We start from the raw sequence: 7,045 nt of genomic DNA on the forward strand, positions 1-7,045 counted from the left end.
TTTGCGCCCTTAATCTTCGATGACAACTCTACAATATCTAGCAGGCTACCCTGCCCATATCCAACAGCAAGTATCGCAGTTACTTGAGCAGGGGAAGCTGGCCCAGCACTTAACGAAACGCTATCCACACCTTCATGATATTCGAACCGATAAGGCTTTATATCGTTATACTCAAGACATTAAAAACACTTTTTTACGAAAGTCGCAGCCTGTCACAAAAGTGGTTTATGATGATAAACTCACTCTGAGTCATCAGGCTTTAGGGCTTCATTCCTATGTTGCCAGACAACAAGGTAATAAAATAAAGGCCAAGAATGAAATCAGGATCAGCGCTAAATTAAAAGTGGTCCCTGAAGCCTTCTTAAGGATGCTGGTCGTGCACGAACTAGCCCACTTAAAAGAAAAAGAGCATAATAAAGCATTCTACAAGCTTTGTGTGTACATGGAGCCTGATTATCACCAACTTGAATTTGATTTACGGCTCTATCTGACGTTAATTGAGACTAAACTCAACCCTTACCAAGTCATATCATGACCAATAGATCATTGAAAACCAGCAAGTGACCATTTTATCCAGAAAACACTCGCAGTGGTCAATAATGCACCGCTAACCATAAGGTTTCTTCATCCGTAGATGTCCAGCTCACTCGATGTTTGCAATGGGCGGGCAGCTCAACGGCCTCACCCACTTTCAATCTCATCTTATCTCCATCAATGAACGTTAATTCAGCCTCCCCTTTCAATACCATGACCCATTCATTCTTTACTTGATCATACCATTCTCCCTCGGGAGTGACATGGGCCTTAGAGATAATACGCTCTATCAAAACGTGATCATTCTCCACAAGGGGCTGAAACACTTCTTCAGATAAATCCAACGACTGAGGCAGAGCAAATAGATTTATTTTTTTCATAATAATGCCTTTATCTTATATTGTTAACCTAATTAAGCTTACCCTTAACTCAATGAGAGCGATAACGAGGAGGATAAATGTCGCAATGTTTGTATACATTTATCCCTATTAGGAAAGAACGACTCAAACATTGACTGATAATGATTTTTATTTATAGTGATTGTCAATCCTGTTAATTTACCGCGTACTCTTACCAATGAATACTGAAACTGAGCACATCAAAAAGCAACAAAAATATACGCGTAAACTGCTTAAAGCAAAGACTAAGTTAGCACAATGTCATTTTCAAGCTTCTCTACCAATATCTGATATTGAAAAAGTAAAAAACAAGCAGCTGAAATATAAGTTCAAAATAATAAAATATCACTCACTATTACGTCAGCTCGATGCTCGTCCCGAACAACCACAGTTTCCTTATTTAGACACTGTGCTTGAGGTAACAACATGCGCGTGGACAAAAGAATGTTCAAGTAGAGAGGATGAGCCTGAAAGTCGCTTCGAAGCAAGCAAAAAACAATATCAAATAAACAGCCATCATAAATACGATAAATATTTATTGACGCCACAAGTCACTCGATCACCATCAAATGATCCTATCATTTTAAACGATATTGATAGCGTTTCTCAACATCAAAAAAAGCGCTGTAAACACTGCCCAGCAATCAGCCAAATAGGCGCTTGTCGTTGTGCAAGTAAACAACGACAAGCCAGTTGAGGACATCAATAAAGAAGGATCTTAAAAAGATTAAACACCAATCATCATCTATGATCGGTATGAATACTGTTTAAATCATCCCATCATTTTTTTGCATTTATCCACTAACTGAGCAAATTCTTTTTTGTCTTTAGAGGATAGCTCTTTTGACATTGGAATTTTAGCCTTTATCGCATCGACAGCTCGGCCATTAATAAGAAACTCATAATGCAGATGTGGTCCTGTGATCCTACCCGTATTACCCGTCAATGCAATCACTTGTCCTCTCGTCACTTTTTGACCTTTACGAACGAGTGCTTTTGATAAATGCAAGAAGCGTGTGCGATATTTATTGCCGTAATCGATGACAATATATTTCCCAGCATAAGGATGATTGGTCACCATGGTCACGACACCATCACCCGGTGCAATAACTTTTGTCCCAATGGGGGTGGCAAAGTCAGTCCCATTATGAGGCGAAATTCGCCCCGTGACAGGATGAAGTCGTTTTGGGTTAAACCGAGAACTAATACGATAATTATGTTTAAGTGGGATCCGCTGAAAAGCACGTTGTAAACTACGGCCTTTATCATCATAAAAATTACCATCGCTATAGCGATAAGCATTAATATCACGGTTGCCACGATGGATATCAATCCCTAGAATAGTACTGCTTCCGGTCGTCTGCCCTGCTACATATTGATCACTGATCAACACAGAAAATTTGTCTCCCGCACGAAGATCCCGTGCAAAATTAATTTTATCTTTTAATAACGTTTCTATACGTTGAATTTCTGAAGCGGTTAACCCCATTTTAGACGCTGATAAATAAAATGATCCTTGGATTTGCCCTTTCACGGTGCGGTTTTGCCAAATACCGTCAATATTGATTTCTTCTGCATTAAAGGAAGCATCATCAAAACGTGTAAAAATGACTTGTCTAGCCGCATTAAAATACAGCTCCAATTTTTGTAGTTGCCCCTTATCATCAAGCCAAAATTGGATGGTATTACCTGGCATTAACGTATCTAATGCTAAGACATTTAAATCAGCCTCAAGTACCTGATACAGGGTTTGCTGATCGATTTTGGCTTCTTCAAATAAACCACTTAACGTGTCACCTTTAACCACCATTTTCTCAAAGTCAGGCCCCTTACCCACAGGTTCTGCAAGCACTGGCGTATAATCCAATTGAGAAAGCCAACTTTCTTTATCCAAGGCAACCGCTACACGTTGATCGCTAGGCGAATGGCTATGAGGCCACATGAACACGCCCCCCAAGATCAATCCTAGCCCCAAAATCAGTGTTTTGTGCTGTAAAGGGAGTTTTCCGCCCTCCCATTGAGGCATTTTAAAAAATGAATTCTTACTCGACTGCAAACCTTGCCCCATTTATCTCTAATTAAAATGAACTGTGTGGTATTGCACTAACCTTTAAAAAGTAAATTCGAAAACAGCTTCAATCCACACACGATAACATAAAAAATAAGCGCTAGTTTATAGCAGAAAACCCGCCTCTCAAACCATTAAATATCATTAATAGGGACTTAATCAGCATATCAAAAACAACCCGTTATCGGGATCAAACAACAAAGGTGAGCTAACCGGCTCACTTTTTTATCTTTAACGAAGCAACAACTCACTAAAACGATTAAAAAACATTCTCACATTCAGCCAGTTCTGATATAACATGATGATTAGCACCTATTACATTCTCCAATCGTCTATAAAATAGAATAAAGATAAAGTTAAGGTACGTGTTTTAAGCTGAACCTCTGCTGGCTAGGTGACTAAAAGACTATGCTATCAAATTGTTAACACCTCTTCATTCAAACAATATACCAACCTTTTAAAATCCAGACTACATTAAAAGCACCTTAATAGTTAACATAAAAAACGAGAAAAAAACAAATTGTATAAAATAACAGAGGGGAATAAAAATAAGTGACAAAAGAGGCAAAACACGACCTCTTTAAAAAACCTGATGAGCGTTATCTTCTAAGCGGCTTAAGCCACCTTGCTTAGTACCGCTATTTTTTCCTCTATCGTTATCACTCACTATGAACAACAAAATCCCACCTTGGAATCGACTATAATACCACCACTAAGCGGTGGCATTAGAATGACGAGAAAAAACAATATAAAAACTGATTTAAATTAACTTTTACACTCTTTCCTGCTCTCATCATTTCCAGTTAAGCTCACTTAACTAAAAAATAACATATTGAGTAATTAAAATTTTAATACTTATAATCAATGACATGCTCACTACTAAGGGTTTAACCATTTTAGTGCCTTTGCTTAATACTAAGCTCGAGCCTAAAGAGGCCCCTATCGCTTGGCCAAGCAACATCACTCCCCCTAACAACCAAAGCACTTTCCCTCCCACAGCAAAGAAAATCAGAGAAGCAATATTTGTCGAGAAATTAAGGACCTTTGCATGCGCAGTCGCTTTGGCTAAACCAAAGCCCGATAATGACACAAACGCTAATGCAAAAAAGCTACCGGTACCCGGTCCAAAAAAACCATCATAGAACCCAATCCCTAGCGCTGCTGTCAGTGCAAAAGCCCCTGCACCGAATACTTGATGCTTATCATCATCACTGATTTTTTTTGAAAATAAGAAGTAACCACCCAAACTTAAAATTAAAAAAGGCAACAGTAATTCTAAAATACTGGCATCGATTAATTGAACACCGATGGTTCCCAGTGATGCCCCCACAAAAGCACACACAATGGCCCACTTTATTTCAGCTAATTTAATCACTCCTTTACGAATAAAATAAAAGCTTGCAAAAAAGCTTCCACCACAAGCTTGCAATTTATTCGTCGCTAGTGCAGTGGTAGGTGGCAGCCCTATCCACATTAAAACAGGAATAGTCAGTAGCCCACCACCACCCGCGATAGAGTCGATAAAACCAGCAAAAATAGCCACAAAAAAAAGCATGACAGCAATGTGTAAACTCAGTTCAAATGCCATATAAAGTGATATTCAGTTAATCCGTAAGGAAGCCTATTAGACGCTTTTTGCAATAAAAACTCAAAGGAGTTATTATCACATTAGCGTGACTTTAGCTCACACTAAAACCATTATTGATCCCACTACAGTATCATTTATTATGCCCCTATCGGATAGAGACTATGTTTCAATATTTACCGCCACTCAACGCATTACGCGCTTTTGAAGCTGCTGCAAGGCACTTAAGTTTTACCCTTGCAGGAAAAGAACTTTTTGTCACTCATGGTGCTATCAGTAAGCAGGTCAAAACCTTAGAGAACTACTTAGGCTTAACCCTTTTTATGCGCTTACATCGACAGTTAGTCCTCACAGATGAAGGCATACGTTATCAGCCTCATGTTCAAACAGCATTACAATCACTCAATAACGCCACATATGATTTAAAAAACCAACCACTGCACACACAAACCTTGTCCATTAACGTCTTACCCAGTTTGAGTATTAGTTGGCTAATCCCCCGTATTGAAGAGTTTAAATCTCAATATCCACACCTATTTGTTGACCTATCTATTGGTGATTTTCCTGTTGACTTCTCACAGCAAAATTATGATATAGCCATACGTAGCACCACTGAGCCCCCCAGAGGTATGACAGTCATTGATTTGATGGATGAGGATTTATGTTTAGTCTGCTCACCTAAATTGGCTAAAAAACTCAGTAAAGTCAGTGATATTAATAAAATGACTTTACTTAAACACACTACGCGACCTCGATTATGGGAGCAATGGGCTGATTCCGTAGGAGTCGATCTCACGGCAAAAAAGAATTTTGCCGTTGAACATTTTTATATGTTGAGTCAAGCTGCAGTAAGCGGCATTGGTATGGCGCTGATCCCCCGCTTTTTTATCGAAAAGGAATTAAGTGAGGGTAGCTTAGTACTGCCGTTTCATGAGACATTTACCAGCCCATATCGTTATTACATTTTAACGTCAAGCTCAAAGCAATTACCGTTAAAAACACAACTTTTTATTGATTGGCTACTGGCGTTATTCTCAAGCTATCGGCATCCCTCTTTATGAAATGGACAGTAAAGGAGTAAAGATACAAATCAAATACTGTAACTTCACTCTTGTCGGATAAAAGCAAGTCAACTAAAACGATACCCACCCCAGTTGGAAGTACAAGATCCTGCTGGATTGGGTAACGTCATTTACACTGGTAAGATAGCTGCAACAAGTCCAATCAATCCACCGAACACCCCTCCCCATACTACTAACCAACCTAAGTGTGTCTTGATCATATCTTGAATAATTTGTTTCACTAACTGTGGCGTCAATTCATCCAGCCTCTTCATGACGATATCTTCAATTTGAGTGCGCAAATCTGAGGTCATATGACTTTGTGATAGCTGTGCTTGCAATACTGCATGAAAGTCATCACTTTGTGCTATATCGACTAAAGCAGATTGCATTTTTTTAATAAAAGGCTCTTTCAATGGCAAGAGCGCCTCACTGCCACCAAACATGGTCAACATCCCCCCTAATTGAGAATTCTCAACCGTCGACACTAATCCATCGAATGCAGGGCTTAAATCGACTTTTTCAATCACGGGGGCTAAATTTAATGGCACTGAATGTTCGCTCTGTCCAGAAATAAAACGCTCTATATTCTCATTGGTAAAAAACTGTTTCATCATTAAATGAGAGATCCCAGCTTTAAACTCTTCAAAACGTGAAGGCACCACACCCGAACCGTATAAACCCGGCACTTTTTCAAATAACATATGGATAGCTAACCAATTCGTCACCGCCCCAGACAAAGCAAATAACCCAACGGAAAAAATAATAGGCGCAGGTAATAAATAACCGATAATCACTAAAACTACCGCAATAAGGTTAGTCGTCAAACTCTTATTCAATCTCATTCTCCAAAAATAATAACCACCCACAACACGCTATATACCCAAGCGCATTGCAAATGCATGTTTTCAATACGCTTGGCTATATTACCAATGCTAAAGCCGAATGAGCAATAAAATTGCTCATTAATTCACACACGATAACAACTATTCACTTCTATAATTAGATGTTATTACCCTAAAAATACAATTTTAGATTAGGAGGCTATTGAACTTTGGTGATTGTTCACACAACGGTTTGTGGGTTATTTATACAAGGCAGAGCTTGTATGGTGTCGTTATTCTCGACTTGGGTTCAAACGTCGCTCTATCTTCCCCATCCATGCGGGCGACCATAACTAAAGTAGCAAGAAGCCACAAACACTGTCCTCATTCTTTTATAAAGCAGGATCCGGCTAAACGTGTTTTACGCTGTGTTGTAGACTTCTTTATGAAAGAAAGGGGCTTAGATGACTAGGGGGCGTTGACAATTGGCCATGATTAGCTGATTAAGATACAATTTTTCTCTTTGAAATTCATATGTCTCGTAAAATGATTAGCGATAAGCAGTGGCGACGAAT

7 protein-coding genes are annotated in these 7,045 nt (G+C 39.0%); 3 read left to right on the forward strand and 4 right to left on the reverse strand.

Annotation, left to right across the window (positions count from 1 at the left end; genetic code table 11):
• Positions 1 to 19: 19 nt before the first annotated feature.
• Positions 20 to 535: a M48 metallopeptidase family protein gene (locus tag L2764_RS16465; RefSeq protein ID WP_248941354.1), complete on the forward strand. Its 516-nt coding sequence runs from the start codon at positions 20 to 22 to the stop codon at positions 533 to 535.
• Positions 536 to 593: 58 nt separating this feature from the next.
• Here the strand turns inward: L2764_RS16465 and L2764_RS16470 are convergent, their stop codons facing one another.
• Positions 594 to 914, reverse strand: a complete 321-nt coding sequence (locus L2764_RS16470; RefSeq protein WP_248941355.1) for a cupin domain-containing protein — start codon at positions 912 to 914, stop codon at positions 594 to 596.
• Positions 915 to 1,110: 196 nt separating this feature from the next.
• Here L2764_RS16470 and L2764_RS16475 point away from each other — a divergent pair, with 196 nt between their 5' ends.
• Positions 1,111 to 1,629, forward strand: a complete 519-nt coding sequence (locus L2764_RS16475) for a hypothetical protein (protein ID WP_248941356.1) — start codon at positions 1,111 to 1,113, stop codon at positions 1,627 to 1,629.
• A gap of 75 nt (positions 1,630 to 1,704) precedes the next feature.
• Here the strand turns inward: L2764_RS16475 and L2764_RS16480 are convergent, their stop codons facing one another.
• Both L2764_RS16480 and L2764_RS16485 read right to left on the reverse strand, forming a co-directional pair.
• Positions 1,705 to 2,988 (reverse strand): peptidoglycan DD-metalloendopeptidase family protein, encoded by a 1,284-nt coding sequence (locus tag L2764_RS16480; RefSeq protein WP_376708435.1) that lies wholly within the window; start codon positions 2,986 to 2,988, stop codon positions 1,705 to 1,707.
• Between the two features lie 829 nt (positions 2,989 to 3,817).
• The gene (locus L2764_RS16485) at positions 3,818 to 4,588 is read right to left on the reverse strand and encodes a TSUP family transporter (RefSeq protein WP_248941357.1); all 771 of its coding nucleotides are present in this window, start codon (positions 4,586 to 4,588) and stop codon (positions 3,818 to 3,820) included.
• A gap of 161 nt (positions 4,589 to 4,749) precedes the next feature.
• Between L2764_RS16485 and gcvA the strand changes: the two genes are divergently transcribed.
• The gene (gene gcvA / locus L2764_RS16490) at positions 4,750 to 5,646 is read left to right on the forward strand and encodes a transcriptional regulator GcvA (RefSeq protein ID WP_248941358.1); all 897 of its coding nucleotides are present in this window, start codon (positions 4,750 to 4,752) and stop codon (positions 5,644 to 5,646) included.
• 131 nt (positions 5,647 to 5,777) lie between these two features.
• Here the strand turns inward: gcvA and L2764_RS16495 are convergent, their stop codons facing one another.
• On the reverse strand, positions 5,778 to 6,491 hold the full coding sequence (locus L2764_RS16495) for a DUF445 domain-containing protein (RefSeq protein ID WP_248941359.1): 714 nt from the start codon (positions 6,489 to 6,491) through the stop codon (positions 5,778 to 5,780).
• Positions 6,492 to 7,045 lie beyond the last annotated feature (554 nt).

The organism is Shewanella surugensis, assembly GCF_023284005.1.
In the GTDB taxonomy this organism is placed as follows: Bacteria; Pseudomonadota; Gammaproteobacteria; order Enterobacterales; family Shewanellaceae; genus Shewanella; species Shewanella surugensis.